Origin of the sequence: Bradyrhizobium sp. dw_78 (genome assembly GCF_018449525.1) — a bacterium.
Lineage (GTDB): Bacteria > Pseudomonadota > Alphaproteobacteria > Rhizobiales > Xanthobacteraceae > Bradyrhizobium.
In genome coordinates this window covers 106,638-128,085 of sequence record NZ_JAAVUS010000010.1, presented here as the reverse complement: position 1 = coordinate 128,085, position 21,448 = coordinate 106,638, and the positions used below count along the sequence as shown (strand labels likewise).

Below are 21,448 nucleotides of genomic sequence, written 5' to 3'. Positions count from 1 at the left end.
AACGCAGGTATGAGCGCGATTTGAACGCAAGGGCCCTTGCCGCGAGGAACCATCGCCCGACGGCTTTATTGCCGGGTTGGGGGGCCGGCCACTTCTGGAGAAGCGATCCATGAAACTCGACAACAAGAAGATAGCGATTCTTGCCACCCACGGCTTTGAACAGGCCGAACTGGAAGTTCCGCGCGACAAATTGAAGGCGGCCGGCGCCACGGTCGATATCATTTCGCTGGAGGCCGGCGAAATAAAGGGGTGGGACAAAAAGGACTGGGGCCGGCCGGTCAAGGTCGACAAGACCCTGGCTCAGGTTTCGGCTGCGGACTACGACGCGGTGGTGTTGCCGGGCGGCCAGATCAATCCGGACCTGCTGCGCGTCGAGCCGAAGGCGCTCGCCTTTATCAAGGACATCTTCAACCAGAAAAAGATCGTCGCCGCGGTCTGTCACGCCCCCTGGCTCCTGATCGAAACCGGTATCGCCAAGGGCCGCAAGATGACGTCCTACAAGTCGATCAAGACCGATGTGATGAACGCCGGCGCGAAATGGGAGGATTCCGAGGTCGTGGTCGACAACGGCGTGATCACGTCGCGCAATCCGGGCGACCTCAATGCCTTCAGCGCCAAGATCATCGAAGAGGTCAGCGAGGGCAGGCATACGCAGCGAAGCGCAGCCTAGCGGCCTTTCCTCCGCCGCCGACTTGTGCGCTATTGTCACACAACAATAGCGCACGGGGAGGCAGAGTTGACCGGGTTCGTAACCATTGAAAAAGGCCTCGGGCCCGAAGGTCGCGTCGCCGTGGTGCGGTTCGACCGTGGCGACGGTGTCAATGCGCTGTCGCCGGAAGCGCTGCGCCAGCTGACCGACGCGGCGCGCAGCTTCGAGGATGATAGCGACAGCTCGGTCGTGGTGTTGACCGGCAGTGACAAGGCATTCAGCGCCGGATTTGACCTCAAGGATCCCGAAGGCCGTTCGCGCCGGACCATGGATATCGGTTCGTTGCGCCGCCATCTGAAACTCGGGCCCCGGCTGAGCCATGCCTGGCAGGAGATGGAGCAGGTCACGATCGGCGCCATCGAGGGATTCTGCATCGGCGGCGGTGTCGCGTTGGCGGTGGCGCTGGATTTTCGCGTCATGAGCCGCGCCGCCCATATCCGGGTCCCCGAAATCGGTCTCGGCATGAATATGAGCTGGCAAAGCGTCCCGCGCATGCTGCATCTGATGGGGCCGGCGCGCACCAAGCAGGCGGTGATCCTGGCTGACCAGCGTATCAGCGCCGAGGAGGCGTATGAATGGGGGCTGGTGGAGCAGGTGACGGATCCCGGCCAGGCATTCGATGCCGCGATGATGCTCGCCGACAAGGTGGCCGCGCAGCCGCCGCTATCGGTGGCGATGACGAAGCTCACGGTCAATCGTCTGGCGCATGCGCTCGACGATCTCGCCAGCCACATGGACGTCGACCAGTTCGCGCTGGCGAGCCTGACCGAGGATCATAAGGAGGGAGTGGAAGCGTTCCTCGAGCGCCGCAAGCCGCGTTTCAAGGGGCGGTAGAGCCGAAACCCGGACTGACCGGTCCTGGTTCCGGCCGCCCTGGACGAGGCGGCGCGGCGGCGCGGCGGCCGATTGGGTTTCCCCGCAACGGTTACGCGGCCGCGACTAGGAACCGCAGCCGCATCAAGGTATTTTGACTATCGGTGCCGCCCGTGGGCAGGTAGTCAACCGACGGTAAAAACTCGAAATCTCTCAGCCTTGTGCGGAAAATCATGAAATTCAGGATATGGACGATCTTCGCTGGCGCCATGCTTTCGGCCGCTGTCATGGGGGCTGCTTCGGCCCAGAAGCCGGCGCCGGGACCGTCCTACGGGCCGGAACTCGAGGGATTCGACTATCCCTTCCCGGTGCAGCGTTTCGACTTCACCTCCCAGCGGCAGTCGCTCCACATGGCCTATCTCGACGTCAAGCCGGAGCATCCGAACGGACGGACGGCGGTGCTGCTGCACGGCAAGAACTTCTGCGCCGCGACCTGGGAGCCGACCATCAAGGATCTCGCCGCCGCCGGCTATCGCGTGATCGCGCCCGACCAGATCGGCTTTTGCAAATCCAGCAAGCCCCCCGCCTATCAGTTCACCTTCAAGGAATTGGCCGGCAACACCCATGCTTTGCTTGCCAAGCTTGGCGTGGAGAAACCGGTCGTGATCGGCCATTCGACCGGCGGCATGCTGGCCGCGCATTATGCGCTGCTTTACCCGAAGGACGTTAGCCATCTGGTGCTGGTCAATCCCGTCGGACTCGAGGATTGGACCGCCAAAGGCATTCCCCCGATCCCCGTCGACGAGTGGTATGCGCGCGAACTGAAGCTCAACGCCGACGGCGTCCGCGCTTACGAGAAATCGACCTATTACGCGGGCCAGTGGCAGGAGCGCTATGACCGCTGGGTCGACATGCTCGCGGGTCTCAACAACGGCCCGGGCAAGGAAGCCGTCGCGTGGGACTCCGCGCTTATCTATGACATGATCATCACCGAGCCGGTGCTGTACCGGTTCAGCGAGATCTCGGTGCCTACCTTGCTCATGATCGGGCAGAAAGACACCACGGCGATCGCCAAGGATTTCGCGCCGCCGGAGCTGCGGCCCAAGCTCGGCAATTATCCCGAATTGGGCAAGGCGGCGGCAAAGGCCATTCCCGGCGCCAAGTTGGTCGAGTTTCCGGATTTCGGCCACGCGCCGCAGATGTCGGACCCGGAAAAATTCGACAAGGCGCTGATCGCGGGCATCGCGAAGCCCTGAGAATTCAGGTCGAACCAAACGCAGGCCACGGAAACGTGGCCTGCGTTTTTTGTTGCGCGCCTCCATGCCGACTCTCCGCGCAGTACGACAATTGTGTGATTGTCCCAATTCTAGTTACGACCTCCGTCTGATTGCCGCCTCGAACAAGCCCGCGTTATTGGGCAAACACAAAACGAACAATCTTCGAGGAGGAAACGATGGGTGCAATGCGATTCAGCAGGCGTGGGGCTCTTGCCGCGGCCGCGGCAGCCTATGGTGCCGTTTCAACGCGTGCCTTGCATGCGCAAGGCGCTACCAGGACCTTCGTGCTGGTTCATGGTGCCTGGCATGGTGGATGGTGCTGGCGGCGGGTGGCGGACTTGCTGGAGAAGGGCGGCCACAAGGTATTCCTCCCGACGTTGACCGGCTTGGGCGAACGCTCCCATCTCGTCTCGAAGGACGTGAACGTCTCCACGCATGTAGCCGATGTCGCAAATGTCATCAAATGGGAAGATCTTTCGGACATCGTACTCGTCGGGCATTCCTATGGAGGTCTCGCCATCAGCGGTGTGGCCGATCAGCTGAGCAATCGGATATCGTCCATCATATTCCTGGATGCGTTCTTCCCCGAGGACGGCGACACGCTGCTCGACAAATCGTCGCCGGCGTTCAAGTCCGCGATCGAGGCGGCGCTTGGCCGTGGTGACATATCGGTGAAGCAACCGCCGGCCTCTGCCTTCGGCGTTGCGCAACAGGACCGCGAGTGGGTCGATTCGAAGACGACCCCGCAACCGATCGGCACCTACACCGAGAAATCGAGTTTCAAAGGTGGCCGCGACAAGATTGCCAAGCGCAACTATATCCGCGCCAAGGGATACGCCAGCCCGACATTCGATGCCAATCTTGCGAAGATACGCGGCCAGCCAGGTTGGCAGGTTGCCGAGATCGACACTGGGCACGACGTCATGATCATCGATCCTTCGAAACTGACATCGATGCTGATCGAGATGTCCTGGCCGGTAGATGCCGGCCTGTTTCGCCGCTCGATCAAGACTTCCATGCCCCGAAAAAGAGAAGGCGACCGCGGTCGCCTCCCGTCGCTGATCAGTTTGTCGCGGCGATCTCCGGGGAAATCACGGACGCGACGCCGGATGGCTGTTCGCTGCCGGCAAATCCGGCGGATGAAAGCAGGAATACGCCCAGGAACGAAATGCCGGCCAATATGCTGTAGAAGATCGCCAGCGGCATCCAGCTTCCGGGATAGTTGTTGGACAGGACCACGCCGATCATCGGCGTAAAGCCGCCGAAGATGGCTCCGCCGAGCTGATAGGCCGCGGAGATCGACGTGTAGCGCACTTCGACCGGGAAGACCTTGCTCGCATAGCCGGCGATCACGGCGTAGAAACCGGACGCGCACAGCGTCGCGATCGATACGCCCGTTACAATTCCAAACTGGCTCTTCAACTCCACCAGCTTGAACATCGGATAGGGAGCCAGTATCGCGAGCGCCGAGGCGGCCAGCAGAAACTTGCTGTCGCCGATTTTTTCGGCGATCCGCGCCGCGGCGATCTGTCCGATGAATTGCACGATCGCAACGATCGTGAGGCTTTCCAGAACCAGCGACCGGTCAATTCCGAGCGTTCTGGTGGAATAGGCGATCAGGAAGGTGTTGGTGAAATAGAATCCTGCCGTACCGATCGTGAATGCGAGCAAGGTGAAGATGATCGATTTCGTTGAATTCCGGAACGCGTCGATGATCGGAAATCGCGAAAGCTTCTCGCGTTCGCTGGCCTCGGCAAATTCCGGCGATTCCTTCACACCGAGGCGGATCAGCAATCCGATCACAAGCAGCACGAAGCTTAACAGGAACGGCACCCTCCATCCCCAGTTGATGAAACTGTCTCCCGCCATGCGGGTGGCCAGTGCGAAAATGCCCATCGAGAGCAGCACCGCTGCGGGACTGCCAAGCTGGGCGAACGAGGCATACCAGGTTCGCCGACCCTCGGGGGCATGCTCACCGGCCATCAGCACGGCGCCGCCCCATTCGCCGCCGACGGAGACGCCCTGGATAACGCGGCACAGGATCAGCAGGACGGGCGCCCAGATTCCGATCTGCGCGTAGGTCGGGAGAAATCCGATGGCCGTCGTCGCGGTGCCCATCAGGATCAGCGTGGCGATGAGGGCCCGCTTGCGGCCGAACCGGTCGCCAAGATGACCGAACAGGAAGCCGCCGAAGGGGCGGGCGAAGAATCCCACGGCGAAGGTCGCAAACGATGCCAGCAGGCCGACCGTGGGATCGGTGTTTGGAAAGAAGAGCTGCGGAAAGGCCAGCGCGGACGCCGTGCTGTACACGAAGAAATCATACCATTCGATGGTGGTGCCGGCGAAGGCGGCGGCCGCCGCCCTTACTGGCTGACGCTCGATTGTCACGGCGGCTTCTGCGCTCATCCTGCTTCTCCATGAAGGAATGACGAATCACGGTTCGCAAGACCCGTGCCACCTCCCGTTCGACGCTCTGGGCCGTGCATGGATTATAAATTATATCATAATTACAGATACTTATGTGGCCTCTAATCGCTAATTGCGCTTCTTTTGAGCTTGCATAAAAGATCGCCATGCTGCTCTTTATGAATGCATGACATGTAATCTTGGATACAATATTGTATCGATGACAGCACTGCGCGGCTCGCGCGCCGGCATTCGCATTGTTCTGGGCGGCCGCTTGAATGACGGAAAAAATCTACACCTCGTGTACGCTGGATTGCCCTGATGGCTGCGGCATCATCGCGCATGTCGAAGACGGTCGTGTCACCAAGTTGGAAGGACATTCGGGGCACGAATTCACGAAGGGGTATTTGTGCGCGAAGACGTACCGATTTCCGCGGCGTCTCTACAGTTCGGAACGTCAGTTGCACCCGCTCCGGAGGCAGGATGGCTCGATCAACTCGCCGTGGGTGAGGATCGGGTGGGACGAGGCGCTTGAAACCATTGCTTCGAAGATCGAATCTTTCAGGCGTGAAGACAGCCCGTTGTCGATCATGCATTATCAGCGCACCGGCTCCTGGGGCGCGACCAAAAAGTTAAGCCATCGCTTCTGGAATCTGCTCGGCGGCGTGACGACAGCCAGCGGCTCGCTGTGCAGCGGCGCGGCTCGCGCGGGCCAGAAGCTCGATTTCGGCGTCAGGCTCGGCCACGATCCATCGGATCTTCTCAACAGCCGGCTGGTGCTGCTCTGGGGACGTAATCCGCTGGCGACCAATCTTCATCTCGTTCCGCTGCTGAAGGCGGTTCGCGAGCAGGGCGGGCGGGTCGTCCTGATCGATCCTGTGCAGAGCGAATCCGCGACGATCTGCGATGAGCACATCCAGCCGCTGGTCGCGACCGATGCCGCCTTCGCCCTGGCGCTTGCGAAGATAATTCTTGCCGAAGGCCTGGAAGATCGCGACTTCATCAACAATCATACCCACGGCTTCGAGACGTTCCGTGCGTTGCTTGACCGGCATTCGCTCGACGATCTCGGCGGCCGATGCGGCATCAAGATTGCGGAATTGCAGCGGTTCGCGCGCGAATTCGCAACGACAAAGCCCGCCTCGATCATGCTCGGCTGGGGCCTCAACAAATACAGGAGCAGCGCCGAAATCTTTCGTTGCGTCGATGCGCTCGCGGCGATCTGCGGCCAGATCGGAATCGCCGGCGGCGGCGTGACGCACGGGTTCGACACCCAGCGCCTGTTCGACAAGCGCCTGGAGGCATCTGACCGCGCGCAATATCACCGCACCATTCCTGAACCGCTATTGGGACGGGGGCTGCTCGAAGCCAGCGATCCGCCGGTCCGGATGCTGTTCGTCAACGGAGGCAATCCGGTCAATCAGTCGCCCAACTCCAACCTGGTGGCGGAAGCGCTGCGCCAGCTCGAATGTGTCGTGGTCGTCGACAGTTTTCTGACCGACACGACGGATTACGCGCATCTGTTTCTTCCCACCACCACCTTCCTGGAGGAAGAGGATGTGCTGGTGTCCTGGGGGCACAACATCCTCGGCGGTGTCAATCGCGCGATCGAGCCTGTCGGAGAATCTCGTTCCGACCTTTGGATCTATCAGCAGCTCGCGACACGTCTCGGCATCGGCGAGGAGATGGCCGGTTCGCCGCGCGAATGGCTGGTACGCCTTCTCCAGCCGATGGCGAACAACGGCGTGACGGTGGATGAATTGATGAAGGGTCCGGTACGCTGCCCCGTCGCGCCACAGGTCCCGTTCGCCGACAAGAAGTTTCCGACCGCATCCGGCCGATTCGAATTTCTGACCGAGGTCGATATCGTGCCCCGGTCGGATTCCGGATTTCCCCTCACATTCGTAACAAATTTCAGCAAGAAATGGCTGCTCTCGCAGATGCTGGAGACCGAACATCCCAAAGTCGCATCCGTTCGGGTTGGACCGGCCGCTGCGGATGAAGCCGGCATCAAGAATGGTGAGATCGCGCGCCTGAAGTCGGCGGTAGGCGAACTTCAGGTTGAAGTGCTGGTCGATCCGCGGGTCGGTCGGGGGATGGTGATCATGCCGGTCGGGACCTGGATGAAGCGCGGCGGCGGCGCCAACGTTCTCACCGAAGACGTGATATCGAATTTCGGCGAAATGGCCGCCTATGGCGAGACGCGTGTGCGCCTGGAGCGACTGGCGGGGCCGGTCGATCTATCGAAGGCGGACGTCACGCCTCGGCAACGTGATTTGCAAATGACGCAATGACGAATTCGCTCGCTTTCAGAATGTGTTCGACCATCGCGCGCCTTGCCCGGGCCGGTTCACGATCTTCAAGCGCCTTGAGGATTCGTTCGTGCTGGCTGATGTTGGCTTCGATGCGGAAGCTGTTCATTCCAAATGCCGACGAGAGCAACACGCTGCGGGCATATCCCGAGGTCACGTCCTGGATCGTGCGCGCCAGATACCGGTTGTTCGAAGAATCGTTGATGGTCTTGTGGAACCTGGCGTTCATGTCGATCCAGCGCTGCGCGGCGTGTTCGAACCAGTTCGGATCGGGCTTCGAGCGGGCCTCTGAATCGCGGGTGCTGCGCAGCTCCTTCACCGCCTGCACGAACTCGTCATGGGCCGTGCGGAGCTCCACAAGCTGCTGGTCGGTGATCCATCGCGCGGACAGTTGCGCGGCAAGCCCTTCCAGCTCGGCGCGGACCTGGTACATCTCGGTTATTTCCCGGCTCGAGGGCGTTCGCACCACAGCGCTGCGACGCTGGGCCTGGCTGACAATGCCTTTGGCTTCGAGGCGCGAGAGGGCTTCCCGTATCGGGGTCCGGCTTACGTCGAATTCCTGCGCAAGGACTTCCTGCTTGAGACGCGTTCCCGGCGGATATTCTCCGGTGATGATTTTCGCCTGAATGCGGTTGGCGAGGTCTTCAATGAGCTTCGGAGAATCTGCGGTTTTCAATGCCACTCTTGTTCTCTTTAAATTCGTCGTTTCGCACGAAGACATCACATTGGGAGCAAGCCAATCCCCCGGAATATAGATTTCCATAGGATGGCGCGCGGCCAAAGCACCGATCGAAACAAGGCGTTTCCCGTCTATAGTTTCGCATGCTAATCGTTCTGGATACATTGATAAATATCATGGATGTAAAATATTCCGGAACAGCCAAAGCCATGAACGATCTGCCGATGTCGCGCCGCGACCGGGAAACAAGCCGGCTATGCCGCTAGGTCGCATGAGGCAGGCACGGGAAATGCATCGGGAATCCATGGAAGAGAAGGCTGGAGAGCGTGCGATGGGATCGGTCATTGTCGGTTGCGACGTCGGCGGCACGTTTACCGACCTCATCCTGCACGATCCCGTCAACGGATTACAATTTGCAAAGGTGCCGACGACAACCGCGAACCAGGCGCACGGCGTGCTCGCCGCGCTGGAGAAGACGGGCAAGAACCCCAACGGAATCGATCTTTTCATTCATGGCACGACAGCCACCACGAACGCTCTCCTTGAGCGAAAACTCGCAAAATGCGCGTTGATCACGACAAGGGGATTCAGGGACGTGCTGGAATTGGGCCGGCGCACGCGGCCACATCCATACGGCCTGATCGGCACCTTCATTCCCGTGATCCCGCGCGATCTGCGCTTTGAGGTGACGGAACGAATGGATGCAACGGGTGCGGTGGTCCAGCCGCTTTCCGAGGCGGAAGTTCGGGCCGTTGCCGAAGAAATGCTGTCGCGCGGCGCGGAATCCGTCGTCGTGCATTTCCTGCATTCTTACGCCAATCCGGCGCATGAGCTGCGGGCCGCGGAAATCATCCGCGCGATATGGCCGAACGAATATGTCACCGCAGGGCATCAGATCATCGGGGAATGCCGGGAGTATGAGCGTGGCGTCACCGCCGCGGTGAATGGATCGGTGCAGCCGATCCTGGACCGTTACCTCAACAGGCTGGAGGCGGAGCTGAAGCAGCGCGGACTCCGGCGGCAGCTTCTCGTCATGCAGGGCAATGGCGGCACGGCATCGTCTTCGATCGTGACGCGTTCGGCCGTTCATACCGTGATGTCGGGTCCGGCATCGGGAGTGATCGCCGCCGCGCGCACGGCGACGGCCGCGGGATTCCCCAATGTCGTCACCTATGACATGGGCGGAACGTCCACCGACGTCGCCCTTATTCAAGAGGGAGTGCCGCTGGTTTCGTCGGAGCTGGAAATCGAATATGCGATGCCGATCCACGTTCCGATGGTCGATGTTCATACCGTCGGCGCGGGTGGCGGATCCATCGCCCACGTCAATGAAGCGGGACTTCTCCAGATCGGGCCGAAAAGCGCCGGCGCGATTCCTGGTCCGATCTGCTTCGGGCGCGGCGGCACGGAGCCCACGATCACCGACGCCAATCTCGTTCTCGGCCGTCTCAACCCGGAGCGGCTGCTGGGGGTGGAACGATCGACGACCATGACCGCCGTTGCGGGCGCGATGCGGGAGCATGTGGGCGACGCGCTCGGCCTTACCGGAGAACAGGCGGCGGCCGCGATCATTCGCGTCGCAAACGACAAGATGGCGGGCGCCATTCGCCTCGTATCACTTTCGCGAGGGCATGATCCGCGTGACTTCGTACTGCTGGCATTCGGGGGCGCGGGACCCTTGCATGCCGCGGCTCTGGCAAAGGAGCTCGGCATCCCCAAGGTATTGATCCCGGCTCGCCCGGGTCTGACCAATGCGCTGGGCTGCCTGGTCGCCGATTTGCGGCACGACTTCGTGCGAACGATCAACAAGCCGCTTTCGGCGGTCAGCGAGCAGGAATTGGCCGCCGTGTTGAGCGCGCATGTCGAGGAGGGACGAAGCATCCTCGCGAAGGAAGATGTCCAGATCGAGGATGTGCGGGTCTTCCACACCGCGGACATGCAGTTTCAGGGCCAGACACATATCCTCAACGTCGCCATTCCCGAAGGGAAGTTCGAAACGCAGGCTCTCCACAATGCGTTTGAGCAAGCATACTGGAGCCGCTTCAGGGTCGCGCTTCCGGAAATCAAACCCGTCCTTGCCAATCTCCACACCGCGGTCATCGGCAAGCGAAAGCCGTTTCCCGTCGATGCATTGACCTCGCGCACCGCGGCCCGGACCGTCGCCGATGCGAAGCGCGGCACCCGCCGCGTCTGGTTTGAGGATGGCTGGTTCGACACGCCGATCTTCGATCGCGACCGCCTGCCGCTCGGCAGCGAATTCCGCGGTCCGGCGATACTGGAACAACTTGACGCGACAACGGTCGTTGATCCCGGCAATCGCATCGAGGTCGATGTGCTGGGGAACGTCATCATCCATGTCGCCGAAGGACAATGACGATGGCAGCAATTGATCCCGTCACGCTCGCGGTCATCCAGAACGGCCTGCAGCAGGTCTGCAACGAAATGGACACCGCCTTCGTTCGCGCCGCCTTCAGCCCGGTCATCGCCGAAGGGCTGGACCGCTCGGACGGCATCTATCACCGGACGACCGGGGAGTTGATCGCGCAGGGCGAACTCGGTCTTCCGATCTTCGTCGGGACGATGCAGTTCTCGACCCGGGCGGTCATCGATCGCGCAAGGAGCATCGACCCCGGCGATATTTTCATCGTCAACGATCCTTACCTCGGCGGAACCCACTTGATGGATGTCAAATTCGTCAAGCCGTTCTTCTACAAAGGGCGTCTGTTCGCCTGGCTTGCGAATACCGGTCACTGGCCGGATACCGGCGGCATGGTGCCCGGCGGGTTTTCAGCGAAGGCGACCGAGGTCGAGCAGGAAGGACTGCGGCTTCCGCCGGTCAAGCTCTACAAAAAGGGCGAGATCGACGAGGAAATCCTCTCCATCATCCTCTCGAATATCCGGATCGCCGATCAGCGTATTGGCGACATCCGGGCGCAGGCCGCCGCGCTCGAGATCGGGGAACGCCGCCTGACTTCCTTGCTCGACAGATATGGCGAAGACACGGTCGAGCGTGCCATCGACCTGCTCAAGCGGGGCGCCGCGCAACAGATGCGCGCCAAGATCGCCACCATCCCCGACGGCGATTACCGAAGCGTCGCGATCGTTGATTCCGACGGCGTGATCGATGAGCCGCTCGAGATCAATCTCCTGATCCGCAAGCGCGGCGAGGGCATGGAATTCGATCTCTCGAAATCGAGCCCGCCTTGCCGGGGGCCGATGAACAGCGTGATCGCCACCACGAAATCGGCGATTTACCTGGCCATCAAGCACATCTTTCCCGAAGTGCCGATCAACGCCGGCACATTCGAACCCCTGACCATCCCCGTGCCCGAGGGGACTTTCCTCGATGCCAGATATCCCAGGCCGGTTTCCGGCTGCGCGGCCGAGGTGAGCCAGCGTATCGCCGAGGCCGTGTTTCTGGCGCTGGCCGATGCGCTGCCGGATCGCCTCTTTGCGGCTCCCGCCGGCACCAGCGGCAATCTGGCGATCGGCGGCACGGATCCCCAAACCGGCAACAGCTTCGTCATGTACATCGTGACGGGCGGGGGCTATGGCGGCTCGGCGGAATTCGACGGCATTTCGAATGGCTGTTCCACGATCGGCATCGCCAAGACGCCGCCGATCGAAATTCTCGAGCAGCGCTTTCCCGTCCTCTTCAACGAGTTTGCCATCGCCGAGGGTTCGGCCGGAGCGGGGCGGCACCGGGGCGGTTTCGGCGTTCGCTATGCCGTCGTTCTCCGGCGCGGCGAAGCGCGGGCTTCCTTCGTCATGGATCATGGCCGGGTGGGCCCACCGGGCGTTCTCGGAGGCGGCTCAGGCAAACCCAACCGCATCGAAATCCGCCAGTCCGGCAAGACCTATGTGCCGTTGCATCTCTCAAAGGATCAGGACATCCAGCTTCGCGCCGGTGATGTCATCCATGTGCAAACCCCGGGCGGCGGCGGATATGGTGAACCGTCGGAACGTTCGCCGCAGCTGCGCGAGATGGACGACCGATTTGGCTACGGACTTGCCCGTTCGACACATGAAGAAGATGACGCCGCAGCTTCGGCCCTCAAGGCGGCGGAATGAGCCAGGCTCTTTGTTCGCGAGCCGTGCAGGTCGAATGACATTTACGGATCGCGTGTCCGGGCGGCGCCTGTCGGATTCGGTTCGTAACCTCATGCAGAGTTCCGGGACCTAGCAAGGTCAGGCGATCCTCCGGATCGGCTGACGGAGCCGCTTGAGCCCGTCGCGGACCGTTGGAAAACACGCAACGCGCCTGCAACCGAACCGCGCCTCCATCGCGCAGCATTGATCGGCGTCGCCGCAAACATTCCACCTTGAGCCCGAGCTTACTTGCCCTCTTTCACGGCATCGCATGCTTTCGGATTGATCATCGTGACTTCATAACAAGCGTTTTCATCGAATCGCGCCCTCAATAAAGAAACTTTGCAGAGGCCTTCTTGAAGAGGCTGAAATTTGATGATCTATTTCGGGCGACTAATGGAATACCAGGTGAATACGAGTTCGGACGACGTCTATCCCAGAGCCGGCAGCTTCCAAAAAGAGGAACCGTGATGCGCAGTTTCAGTTTTAATCGGCATTTCCATCGTAGATTTATCCTGGGCTGTCTCACGGCAGCGATCGCGTTCGTCCACATGCCCTCGATTGACGCGGCGCCGCTCGAGAAAGTCAGCGTCAGGCTGGACTGGCTTCCGGGCGCGGACCATGCGGCGCTGTTTCTTGCAAAGGAAAAAGGGTTCTATGAAGAGCAGGGGCTCGACGTCGAAATCCTCAGCGGCCAGGGTAGCGTCCCGACCTTGCAACTCGTGGCTTCCGGAAACCAGACCATTGGCCTTGCCAGCCTGTCGGCGCTCGCGCTGGCGGAATCCAAGGGAGCCCCGGTGATCGGTATTGCCGGCATCATGCAACGGGCCCCGGAGTCGGTGATTTCGCTGAAAACCTCCGGCATTTCCAAGCCGAGCGATCTCGAAGGAAAGAAGTTCGGCGCGGTTCCGGGCGATCAGGCGCAGCGGCTGTTTGACGCCTACGCGGAAGTCAACAAGATCGACATGTCGAAGATCAAGAAAATCTCGCTGAATTATGCCTCGATGTACTCCTCGCTCCTGAACGGCGATGTCGACTTCATCGCCGCCTGGGCCGTGCCGGATGGCACCAAGGTGAACAAGGTGAAGCCGATCAATCCGCCGATGATGTTCTCCGACTCAGGGATCAATACCCTCGGCACCGGCATTTTCGTCACCAAGGACACGCTGGAAAAGAAAGCCGACGTGCTCAAGCGCTTCATGACCGCGACGGAAAAGGGCGCTGACGCCGTCGAGAAGGATCCGGCGGCCGGCGTTGCCGCCGTCCATGCCGCAAATGCGGAAACGGACCCGGAGATTCTCGCCATCGAAATGAAGGAACTGCCGAGATTCCTGCACACCGACAACAGCGCGGGCAAGCCATATGGTTGGGTCGCCGAAAAGGATCTGGTGCAGACCATTTCAATCCAGGAGAAGTATTTCGGCATGCGCGAGGGGGTGAAGCCGGGCGATATCTTCACCAGCAAGTTCCTGCCGGGCGCCGAATAGCGCTTCGACCGATCGGTCTGCCGGACGTGGGCCGCCTTGATGGCGGCCCATTTTTTCCGCGGCCATAAAGGCGTCCTTCCGGCGATCATAAAATGGTTGATTTCATCTCAGGATTCTGTTGGTATTCCATTTGTGTACTGAGGCGCGCGATCGTTGAGAATTGAAATTCTATGAACAAATGGCGCGCGACCTGCATTCAGATGACGAGCGACCTTGCGGCCCTTTCGGATGATCGGGAGGGGGCATGGAAGATAATCGATGGCAATATCGCGCGGGCCGTAAGGCTGATCGATCGAGCCTGCGCCGGTGCCGCGTCAAAGCCGCAGCTTGTCGTGCTTCCGGAATTCGCCATGCAGGGGCCGCCGCACGGCGCCACCATTGGCCAATGGATTGAAAAAGCCTGCGCCCCGATACCCGGGCCCATTACCAAGCCGCTACAGGAGGTGGCCCGTCGTCAGGGCATCTTCATCGCCGGTAATCAGTTCGAGATCGACGCAAAATGGCCCGGCCGCTTTTTCAACGCGTGCTTTCTGATCGATCCCAGCGGGGAGATCATCCTGCGGTTTCGGCGGATCAATACCGCCGTCTGGCCTTCTCCGCACGATTTCATGGATGCCTACATCGCCGAGGAGGGGTTCGAGGGCGCGTTCCCGGTCGTCGATACCGAACTCGGTCGGCTGGCGATGATGGCCTGCGGCGAGATCGCGATCCCCGAAGTCGCGCGGGTCTTCATGATGCGGGGCGCCGAAGTCATCCTGCATCCGACCAATGAAGAGAGAAGCGCGGCGCAGGAAGCCGCCAAGGTGGCACGCGCCGCGGAAAATATGGTCTATGTTGTCAGCGCCAACGTCGCCAACGGCATCGGATTCTCGAAAGACGGAAGCGTGCTGGGCGGACGGTCCCACATCCTTGATTACCGGGGATGCACGCTCGCCTTTGAGGAGGGGGCCGGGGAAACGCTCGCGGTATCGGCGGAGATAGACCTCCAGCGCCTCCGGGAGGCGCGCAACGATATCGGGATCGCCAACCCCCTGGCGCGGGCGCGATGGGATATGTATCGGCCGTTTTACGCCGCCGCGGTTGGTTATCCGCCAAACCGTTTTCTCGACACGCCGATGACCAACGCCGACGCGACGATTCCGATCGTTCGAGAAGCGATCGACGCGCTGTCCCGCGCTGGCATCTGTCGACCATAACGCAAGCGAGCCGCGATCAGAATGAGGAGTGGATATGATTTCTGCAGAGGAAAATGAACTGCTTACCCGCGTCGGCCGTGGCACGCCGATGGGCAATCTGTTTCGTCAATTCTGGATCCCCGCATGCCTGTCGTCGGAGCTGGTGTCGGACGGCGATCCGATGCGGCTGATGCTGCTGGGCGAAAAGCTCGTCGCGTTCCGCGATTCAGCGGGAAGGGTTGGCATACTGGATCACCTCTGTCCGCACCGCTGCGTCTCGCTGTTTTTCGGGCGCAACGAGCAGGGCGGTATCCGGTGCATCTATCACGGATGGAAATTCGACGTCGACGGCAATTGTCTCGACCAGCCGAACGTTCCGGACAAGAAGCGCTATCCGGCGGGAACGAAGGCGAAAGCCTACAAGGTCACCGAACGGGGCGGCATTGTCTTCCTCTACATGGGCGCCCGCGAAGTTCCGCCGCCGCTGCCGGACATCGAAGCCACGATGGTCGATACCAAGGATGTCGGCATCGCGTTGACGCAGCGTGACTGCAATTGGCTGCAGGCGCTGGAAGGGGATATCGACACATCGCATTCCGGCTTCCTGCACGGCGGCAACATCGACGTCGATCGGCTGGATCTGAACGATCCGCTCAGCTACACGATCATCAACAAGTCGCCCGAAATCAACGTGACGGAGACCGAGTACGGGACGATGTACTCGGCGCAGCGCGATGCCGATGAAGGCAACGAACATCACCGGTTCGCATCGTTCATCTTTCCGTTCTGGGTGACGTATCCCAGCGATGTCGTCACCAACAACGTATCCGCGAATGCGTGGGTTCCGATCGACGACGAGCACACCATGATTTTCAATATCGATGTATATCGGGGCACCGGCAAGGACACGGCCATGCGCTACGCCGACGGCTCGCTGGTGCCGGGTCTGGCGCGGCCGGTGGAATACCTGCCGCGCACGACCGACTGGATGGGACGCTGGCGCCCCAAGGGAAATGCGGCCAACGACTATCTGATGGACCGCGACATGCAGCGCTCGGGAGAAAGCTACAGCGGGATCATCGGAATTCCGCTGCAGGACCAGGCGATCCAGGAAAGCATGGGTTCGATTGTCGATCGCACCATGGAGCATCTGGCCGCCAGCGACCGGATGGTGATGCTGACGCGCCGGGCCCTGCTGAAAGCCGCGATCGATTATCGGGACAACGGCAAGCTGCCCCGCATCGTCGACGAGCCGCATCTTTGCCGCGATGCGCGCGGCGGCGACATCATTGTTCAGAAGGGCACCGATTGGCTGGACGCCTACGAAGATGCCATGACCAACGCGGTCGGTCCCCTGCATTCGATGAAGGCCGCGGAATAGACGGGGACGATCACGGCTTCCGCCGGCAAGCCGTGATCGAGACAGGATCTCCGGACCAACTACCGAAAGAATGACGGACAATTCGACGATGGCTTCGCGCGAGAAGAGCGGTTCACTGGTCCGCGGCCGGCATATATTGCTCAAGGCTCTCGACGACGACACGGTCGACATTCTGCATGACGGCGCAATTCTTCAAATCGGCGGCAGGATTGAAGAGATCGGTCCGTATTCGGACCTCGCCAAGAAGCATTCCGGCATCGAGGTCTGTGGGTCCGCCGATGATGTCGTGATCCCCGGACTGGTCAATGCCCATCACCACATCGGGATAACGCCAGTTCAGCTGGGCAGCGAAGACATGCCGCTGGAAACATGGCTGACCCATCATATCCGCCATCGCGACGTCGATCCGTATCTCGATACGCTTTATTCGGCGTTCGAACTGGTCGCCTCAGGGGTCACGGCCGTTCAGCACCTCGGCGGCATGAAGCCGGGTCCGGTGCGTTCCTGGCCGGAAAATGCTTCCGCGATCATCCAGGCCTATGTCGATCTCGGCATGCGCGTGAGTTTCGCCTTCTGCAATCGCGACCAGCACCGGCTGGTTTACGAAGATGATGACGTTTTCATCGCGTCGCTTCCCGAGCCGCTGCGGCACAAAACGAGCGCGTTTCTGCAAAGGACGCATTTCGATCTGGAGGATTACGAGACCGAATATCTGAAGCCGATGCTGGATCGATTTGGCGGCGGCAAACAGCCCTTGGTCCGGATCTGGCTGGCCCCCATCAATCTCGAACGAAGCAGCGACCGGTTGCTCGGCCTGACCCGGGATTGGGCGCACAAATATGGCATTGGAATCCATCTTCACCTGTCGGAGACGCCGTATCAAAAGGAATTCTCGGCGCGTCAATATGGCAAGACATCGATCCAGCATCTGGACGACATCGGATTTCTGGGCCCGCATTTGACGGTCGGGCACGGCACCTGGGTCTGTGAAGCCGATCTCGATGTCATCGCCAAGCATGGTATGTGCATCTGCCATAACGCCAGCTCGAATCTTCGCTTGAGAAGCGGGATCGCGCCGGTGCGGGAGTTTGTCGCGCGCGGCATCCCGGTCGCGCTGGGCATCGACGAAGCCGGCCTCAATGACGATCGCGACATGCTGCAGGAGATGAGGCTGGTGAAACACCTGCACGCCCAGCCCGGAATCTACCAGAAACCGCTCGGTGCCGCGCAGATATTCCAGATGGCGACCGAGCACGGCGCGAAGTCGATCGGCTTTGGATCGGAAATCGGGACTCTGGAAGTCGGCAAACGCGCCGATCTGGTATCTCTCGATTACAAGCGCATCGCGGCGCCCTTTCTGGACAGCGAAATTCCGATCGTCGACGCCCTGATCTATCGCGCCAAGACCGAACATGTCAGCGCCGTCATGATCGACGGAAAAATCGTGTATCGAAACGGAAAATTCGCGAACGTCGATCGCGATCATACAGCGCAAAAACTGTCGGCCGATCTCAATCGTCCGCTTCGGGCGGACGAAGCGGCAAGGGCCGAATTTTCCCGCGAAGTGTTTCCTTACGTTCGCGATTTTTACAAGGACTGGAAGCTGCCGGTTCCGAAGCCGTTCTACCATCTCAATGGCCGATAATCAGATGATCCCCCGGCGGCTTCTGAAGGTGCGTGTTCACGGCATTCGCTACGAAGCCGAGGATATCTTTTCGTTCGAGTTGCGCTCCATCGATGGCGCGGAGCTTCCTCGGTTTACGGCCGGGTCGCATATCGAGATCCTGATCAAGAACGGATTGGAGCGCAGCTATTCGCTGGTCAATCCGCAGCACGAAACCCATAGATATGTCGTGGCCGTTGCCAGGGATCCGCAAAGCCGAGGCGGCTCGGAATATATGTGCGACATCTTGCGGCCGGGCCACGAGCTGCAGATCAGCGAGCCGAGCAACAATTTCGCGCTTGCGGAAGACGCCGCGGAAACGGTTCTCATCGCCGGCGGCATCGGCATCACGCCGATCTGGTCGATGCTGCAGCGGCTGGTGCAGATCAACCGTTCGTGGAGGCTGTTTTATACGGCGCGGACCAGAGAGCGTGCGGCGTTCCTGGCCGAACTTCTCGCATTGCAATCGCAATACCCCGACCGGGTCACCATCGTCTTTGACCAGGAACCGAATGTTGCCGGGCTGAATCTGGAAGCCATCGTCCGCAGCCAGTCGCCGGTGGCTCATTTCTATTGTTGCGGTCCTGCCGGTCTGTTGAACGCGTTTGAGGCGGCGACGTCTTCGCTGGATCCGGCGACGGTCCACCTCGAACGCTTTTCATCGGAACAAGCGCCGGCGCGCGGAGGCTTTGAAGTCACCCTCGCCAAATCCGGGCGGTCTTTCCTGATCCCGGCCGATAAAACGATTCTGGAAGTTCTGCTCTCCGAAGGCATCGAAGTGAGCCGGTCCTGCATGGAAGGCGTGTGCGGAACCTGCGAGACGCCGGTTCTTGAAGGCGTTCCGGATCACCGGGACTCGGTATTGTCCAAGCGGGAACGCGAAGCCAACAAGATGATGATGATCTGCTGTTCGGGCAGCAAGACCGATAAGCTCGTGCTCGACCTGTGACGCTCGAAATGAAGAGGATATGGTATGACAGATCGCGACAGTCTTTGGCAGAACCTGACACGCGACGAGATTACGCAAGCGCGGGACGCAGGCGCGGTGGTCGCCATTCCGATCGGCGCGATTGAACAACACGGCTCGCATCTTCCGGTCGATACCGATGCGCGGCTATCCACGGCGATCACCAGACTGGCGGCCACCCGTGTGAAGGCTACGAAGGTGCTGGTTGCGCCGAGCCTGCCTTATGGGTTTTCGCCGCATCATCTGAGCCATGCCGGCACCATCAGCCTCAGGCTTTCGACCTACCTCGCGGTTCTCGGCGACATCGCGTCTTCGCTGGCGCAGACCGGATTTCGCAGAATTGTCTTCGTCAATGGGCATGGTGGAAACTCCGCGCCGTTTCGTTCGAAAATCGCGGAGCTCGTCACCGATGGCATCCCGGTAACCGGGGTTGATTATTGGGCGGTCGCGGACGCCGAATGGCTGAACATGCTCAAGGGCGGATTGCGGCGTTTCGGGCACGCCTGCGAATTCGAAACCTCGTTGATGCTTGCGGTGGGCGAGGGCGATCCGACGGCAAACCAGGCCATCCGCGAGCGTTCGGCGCCGCTCAAACTGCGCACCTTGCAGCCCTGGGTCGTTCCGGGTGAATCGTCCGATCCGATCAGCGAAGTCCGCGCAGCCTGGCCGCCCATTTTTCAAGGCAACGACGCTGGCTATCACGGTGATCCGGCGGCGGCCACCATCGAGACCGGCCAGAAGATCATGCAGCTCATCGCCGACCGGCTGGCCGATTTCTTCGACAAGTTCGCGGCCATGCCGATCCGGCTGGGAACGGCGATGGGCAAAACCGCGGAACATATTTCTCCTCCCACTTCTCATCCCGCGAAAGGCGTTTGATATGAGTTATGAAAAAGTCGTGCGCGGCACGGTGGTAACGCCGGAAGCCTCCATTCCCGGCGGATGGATTGCGATCGATGGCGAGACAATCCGCGAGATCGGGGAGGGCAAGCCGCCCGCGGCGCTGGAGGTTCATGATTTCGGACAATCCTGGATCGTGCCCGGCGGGATCGATGCGCAGACTCATGCCGGCAGTTATTGGGGGCTCGCCGGTCTGGAGCCGACCAGCCGCGCGGCGGTGTGTGGCGGCATCACCACCATGGTCGAAATGCCGTTCGACAATCCGATACCGCTCAGCACCATGGAATTATTTCACGCCAAGGTGAAGGCGATCGAGAATCTCTCCTACTGCGATGTTGCGCTGTACGGCACCTGTGCGCCCCATCAAGACACCGATGAAATGTACCGATTGGCGGAGGCGGGTGTCTGTGCCTTCAAGATCTCGGTATGCGAAAGCCATCCGGTGCGGTTTCCGAGAATCCCCGCGGATCAGCAGCTGGCGATGTTGCAGGCCTGTGCTGAACTGGGCCTTCCGCTCGGTATCCATAACGAGGACCAGGAAATCGTGCGCTACAACACGCAGCGTATGCGTGAGACCGGCAAGGAAGGGCTCGCGGTTCATTCCGCCTGCAGGCCCGAAGCGGCCGAGCTTGCCGCGACGGCGCTGTTTCTTGAACTTGCCGCGGTCACGGGAGCCCAGGCCCACATCGTCCATATTTCGACGCCCCGCGGCTTCGAATTGCTCGATGGCTATCGAAAAGGCGGCCACAAGACCACGGGCGAAATTTGCGTGCATTACCTGCTGTTCGATCCCGAAAGCGATGGTGAGAAGCTGGGCGCGCTGATCAAGGTCAATCCGCCGATCCGACCGGGCGTTCGTGAAGCGCTGTGGGACCAGATCCGCAACGACCGCGTGCAGTGCATATCGTCGGATCATTCGACGATGTCGCGCGAGAACAAGCTCGGCGGATCGATCTTCGATGCCGGCCCCGGCGTTCCGGGAATTGAATCGCTGATGCCCGCGTTCTTTACCGGTGTTGAGGCTCACGAGATGGACGCGCCCGCCGCTGTCGCGCGATTCATGTCTGAAAAGCCGGCCAAGCTTTTTGGCCTTTGGCCCAAGAAGGGCGCCATCGCGGTCGGCGCGGACGCCGATCTCGCGGTGCTTCAACCCGGCCGCTTCATATACGATTCATCGAAAGCGCATGACGATGTGAACTGGAGCCCGTTCGACGGCATGACCTTCACCGCGAAGGTGGCATCGACCTTCGTGCGAGGCAGGCAGGTCTGGAACGGCGCGGATGTCATTGGACAAAAGGATCTGGGGCAATTCGTGCCGCGCCAGCAAAGCCCTTCGTGACGCTGCAAAGATGCGGGACGAACGCCGTCTCCGTGAAGATCGGGGATGCCGATGCAATGGAGTGGGCTGTCTCGACTTCGGCCTTGACACGGGCCGGCATTCGCGATGTGTTGCATTGGTATACACTTGGTCGACAGAAGCGGATATCTCCGGGTCGGATTGCAGGAAATCTGAATCGGAAATGCCGTGCTTCCGTGCTCGCATCATTTCAGGAGCGCCGTTCGGGATGGGGAATTGGGTTGGCTCTGGTT

The 21,448-nt window shown here is 60.6% G+C and carries 16 protein-coding genes; 13 read left to right on the top strand and 3 right to left on the bottom strand.

Annotation, left to right across the window (positions count from 1 at the left end; genetic code table 11):
• Positions 1-109 precede the first annotated feature (109 nt).
• The 3 genes from HB630_RS24000 (at position 110) to HB630_RS23990 (ending at position 2,778) form a co-directional block, all read left to right on the top strand.
• Positions 110-670, top strand: a complete 561-nt coding sequence (locus HB630_RS24000; protein ID WP_213775180.1) for a type 1 glutamine amidotransferase domain-containing protein — start codon at positions 110-112, stop codon at positions 668-670.
• Positions 671-736: 66 nt separating this feature from the next.
• Positions 737-1,543 (top strand): enoyl-CoA hydratase/isomerase family protein, encoded by an 807-nt coding sequence (locus tag HB630_RS23995; protein ID WP_213775179.1) that lies wholly within the window; start codon positions 737-739, stop codon positions 1,541-1,543.
• A gap of 212 nt (positions 1,544-1,755) precedes the next feature.
• Complete coding sequence (locus HB630_RS23990) at positions 1,756-2,778, top strand: alpha/beta hydrolase (protein WP_213775178.1); 1,023 nt, start codon at positions 1,756-1,758, stop codon at positions 2,776-2,778.
• A gap of 263 nt (positions 2,779-3,041) precedes the next feature.
• Here the strand turns inward: HB630_RS23990 and HB630_RS23985 are convergent, their stop codons facing one another.
• Both HB630_RS23985 and HB630_RS23980 read right to left on the bottom strand, forming a co-directional pair.
• Positions 3,042-3,716 carry a hypothetical protein gene (locus HB630_RS23985; protein WP_213775219.1) on the bottom strand — a complete coding sequence of 225 codons (675 nt, stop codon included), beginning with the start codon at positions 3,714-3,716 and terminating at the stop codon, positions 3,042-3,044.
• Between the two features lie 145 nt (positions 3,717-3,861).
• Complete coding sequence (locus HB630_RS23980; protein ID WP_213775177.1) at positions 3,862-5,205, bottom strand: MFS transporter; 1,344 nt, start codon at positions 5,203-5,205, stop codon at positions 3,862-3,864.
• 278 nt (positions 5,206-5,483) lie between these two features.
• Here HB630_RS23980 and HB630_RS23975 point away from each other — a divergent pair, with 278 nt between their 5' ends.
• Positions 5,484-7,499 carry a molybdopterin-dependent oxidoreductase gene (locus HB630_RS23975; protein ID WP_213775176.1) on the top strand — a complete coding sequence of 672 codons (2,016 nt, stop codon included), beginning with the start codon at positions 5,484-5,486 and terminating at the stop codon, positions 7,497-7,499.
• On the opposite strand, the gene HB630_RS23970 is transcribed toward HB630_RS23975, so the two are convergent.
• The gene (locus HB630_RS23970) at positions 7,462-8,361 is read right to left on the bottom strand and encodes a GntR family transcriptional regulator (protein WP_213775175.1); all 900 of its coding nucleotides are present in this window, start codon (positions 8,359-8,361) and stop codon (positions 7,462-7,464) included. The genes HB630_RS23975 and HB630_RS23970 overlap by 38 nt on opposite strands.
• Before the next feature lie 124 nt (positions 8,362-8,485).
• On the opposite strand from HB630_RS23970, the gene HB630_RS23965 reads away from it, so the two are divergent.
• The 9 genes from HB630_RS23965 (at position 8,486) to HB630_RS23925 (ending at position 21,197) form a co-directional block, all read left to right on the top strand.
• The gene (locus HB630_RS23965; RefSeq protein WP_249781020.1) at positions 8,486-10,570 is read left to right on the top strand and encodes a hydantoinase/oxoprolinase family protein; all 2,085 of its coding nucleotides are present in this window, start codon (positions 8,486-8,488) and stop codon (positions 10,568-10,570) included.
• Between the two features lie 2 nt (positions 10,571-10,572).
• Positions 10,573-12,267 (top strand): hydantoinase B/oxoprolinase family protein, encoded by a 1,695-nt coding sequence (locus HB630_RS23960; protein ID WP_213775174.1) that lies wholly within the window; start codon positions 10,573-10,575, stop codon positions 12,265-12,267.
• Between the two features lie 569 nt (positions 12,268-12,836).
• Positions 12,837-13,772: an ABC transporter substrate-binding protein gene (locus HB630_RS23955; RefSeq protein ID WP_213775173.1), complete on the top strand. Its 936-nt coding sequence runs from the start codon at positions 12,837-12,839 to the stop codon at positions 13,770-13,772.
• Between the two features lie 170 nt (positions 13,773-13,942).
• Complete coding sequence (locus tag HB630_RS23950; RefSeq protein ID WP_213775172.1) at positions 13,943-14,968, top strand: nitrilase-related carbon-nitrogen hydrolase; 1,026 nt, start codon at positions 13,943-13,945, stop codon at positions 14,966-14,968.
• A 34-nt stretch (positions 14,969-15,002) separates the two neighbouring features.
• Entirely contained in the window at positions 15,003-16,328 is a 1,326-nt protein-coding gene (locus HB630_RS23945; protein ID WP_213775171.1) for a Rieske 2Fe-2S domain-containing protein, read from the top strand.
• A 70-nt stretch (positions 16,329-16,398) separates the two neighbouring features.
• Complete coding sequence (locus HB630_RS23940) at positions 16,399-17,973, top strand: amidohydrolase family protein (protein WP_213775170.1); 1,575 nt, start codon at positions 16,399-16,401, stop codon at positions 17,971-17,973.
• A 4-nt stretch (positions 17,974-17,977) separates the two neighbouring features.
• Positions 17,978-18,940 carry a PDR/VanB family oxidoreductase gene (locus tag HB630_RS23935; protein ID WP_213775169.1) on the top strand — a complete coding sequence of 321 codons (963 nt, stop codon included), beginning with the start codon at positions 17,978-17,980 and terminating at the stop codon, positions 18,938-18,940.
• Between the two features lie 24 nt (positions 18,941-18,964).
• The gene (locus tag HB630_RS23930; protein ID WP_213775168.1) at positions 18,965-19,837 is read left to right on the top strand and encodes a creatininase family protein; all 873 of its coding nucleotides are present in this window, start codon (positions 18,965-18,967) and stop codon (positions 19,835-19,837) included.
• A gap of 1 nt (position 19,838) precedes the next feature.
• Positions 19,839-21,197 (top strand): dihydroorotase family protein, encoded by a 1,359-nt coding sequence (locus HB630_RS23925; RefSeq protein ID WP_213775167.1) that lies wholly within the window; start codon positions 19,839-19,841, stop codon positions 21,195-21,197.
• The last annotated feature ends 251 nt before the right edge of the window (positions 21,198-21,448 follow it).

Coding starts and splice junctions, on each gene's coding strand:
- HB630_RS24000 (WP_213775180.1), top strand. CDS start 110: ATGAAACTCGACAACAAGAAGATAGCGATTCTTGCCACCCACGGCTTT.
- HB630_RS23990 (WP_213775178.1), top strand. CDS start 1,756: ATGAAATTCAGGATATGGACGATCTTCGCTGGCGCCATGCTTTCGGCC.
- HB630_RS23980 (WP_213775177.1), bottom strand. CDS start 5,205: ATGAGCGCAGAAGCCGCCGTGACAATCGAGCGTCAGCCAGTAAGGGCG.
- HB630_RS23975 (WP_213775176.1), top strand. CDS start 5,484: ATGACGGAAAAAATCTACACCTCGTGTACGCTGGATTGCCCTGATGGC.
- HB630_RS23970 (WP_213775175.1), bottom strand. CDS start 8,361: ATGTATCCAGAACGATTAGCATGCGAAACTATAGACGGGAAACGCCTT.
- HB630_RS23965 (WP_249781020.1), top strand. CDS start 8,486: ATGCATCGGGAATCCATGGAAGAGAAGGCTGGAGAGCGTGCGATGGGA.
- HB630_RS23960 (WP_213775174.1), top strand. CDS start 10,573: ATGGCAGCAATTGATCCCGTCACGCTCGCGGTCATCCAGAACGGCCTG.
- HB630_RS23955 (WP_213775173.1), top strand. CDS start 12,837: ATGCCCTCGATTGACGCGGCGCCGCTCGAGAAAGTCAGCGTCAGGCTG.
- HB630_RS23950 (WP_213775172.1), top strand. CDS start 13,943: ATGAACAAATGGCGCGCGACCTGCATTCAGATGACGAGCGACCTTGCG.
- HB630_RS23945 (WP_213775171.1), top strand. CDS start 15,003: ATGATTTCTGCAGAGGAAAATGAACTGCTTACCCGCGTCGGCCGTGGC.
- HB630_RS23940 (WP_213775170.1), top strand. CDS start 16,399: ATGACGGACAATTCGACGATGGCTTCGCGCGAGAAGAGCGGTTCACTG.
- HB630_RS23935 (WP_213775169.1), top strand. CDS start 17,978: ATGATCCCCCGGCGGCTTCTGAAGGTGCGTGTTCACGGCATTCGCTAC.
- HB630_RS23930 (WP_213775168.1), top strand. CDS start 18,965: ATGACAGATCGCGACAGTCTTTGGCAGAACCTGACACGCGACGAGATT.
- HB630_RS23925 (WP_213775167.1), top strand. CDS start 19,839: ATGAGTTATGAAAAAGTCGTGCGCGGCACGGTGGTAACGCCGGAAGCC.